Annotated in this window: 2 protein-coding genes; both read left to right on the top strand. The window is 64.6% G+C overall.

The window, feature by feature from the left end; all coding sequences use genetic code 11:
- Positions 1–313 (top strand): recombinase zinc ribbon domain-containing protein (locus J2Z33_RS18095; protein ID WP_209843651.1); only part of this gene is annotated, 313 nt, incomplete at its 5' end.
- Between the two features lie 47 nt (positions 314–360).
- A complete protein-coding gene (locus J2Z33_RS18090; protein ID WP_209843649.1) occupies positions 361–975 on the top strand; it encodes a hypothetical protein in 615 nt (204 codons plus the stop codon).
- Positions 976–1,066 lie beyond the last annotated feature (91 nt).

Below are 1,066 nucleotides of genomic sequence, written 5' to 3'. Positions count from 1 at the left end.
TGTCGCGCTCACCTCACCCAGATCGTCGCGCTACAAGCGGTTACGTTCGTTCAGGCGCCCCTTCTTGAGCACCAGACGGGATGAGCCCTCGGGTCTCTCCGCGAGCCAGGCGCTGCGTCGGCCGAAGTACCTGCTCTCGGGCATCCTTGTTTGCGGCCGCTGCGGGGGCAAGCTCACGATCGCGGGCTCAGGCGACAAGCGCTACTATTGCGCGAACGCGCGCCAGAAAGGCCCCGCCATCTGCGAGGGCATGCCGGGTGTCCGACAGGAAGAGGAGGAGGATCAGGCGCTTTCGAGCCTTCAGCGCACCTGATGCAGGAGGAGGCTTACCAAGCCTTCCGAAGCCGAGTGGAGGCCGAGTTGACGGCGGTGAACAGGAGGCAGACGGCCGAGCTCGAGATTCTCGACCACCAGATCGGCCTTCGCGAGAAGGAGGTGACGAACTTGGTTGGGGCTGTCAGGATGGGACGGTTCAGCCTGTCCCTGAGCCAAGCGCTCGAGATCGCGGAAGCTGATCTGGCCGAGCTTCGCGCCCGGCGGAGCGCCGCGACGCCTCAGCGGATCAGCCTTCCCGAGGATCTCCCGCTGGTCTACCGGGCGCATGTCCAAGACACCGTCGCGAGCCTGTCCCACGAGAAGGCGCTCGGGCGGGCCAGCGAGATGCTGCGCAGCCTCATCGAGAAGGTGACCGTCACCTACGATCCAGATCAAAAGTGCCACCAGCTCACGATCAATGGCGATCTCCGGGTGCTGCTGGAACTCGGCGGCGCCCACGACAAGCCTGATGGCGACCCGGCCGGCCGTGGCGGCGGGAGCCCTGCTCGGCGTCCTTTCCCCTCTTCCGCAAACGACAAAGCCCCCACCAATGGCGGGGGCTCAAGGTCGTCAACCCAAATGCAGACAGCCCAGGGTCTCTTCTGGGCTGTCTGCATCGTCAGTCGTTTCGGTTGGTTGCGGGGGCAGGATTTGAAGTAAGCGTCTGGTCTAGCTGCTCTGACGGTCGGAGATGCCGAGGGATAGTGTCCGCTTGTGGATGATGGACACTATCGGGGTCTGGGGTGGCACG

Origin of the sequence: Rubellimicrobium aerolatum, assembly GCF_017872975.1 — a bacterium.
Taxonomy (GTDB): domain Bacteria; phylum Pseudomonadota; class Alphaproteobacteria; order Rhodobacterales; family Rhodobacteraceae; genus Rubellimicrobium; species Rubellimicrobium aerolatum.
Note: the sequence above shows the minus strand (reverse complement) of the source record. Positions and strands in the feature narration are given on the sequence as shown.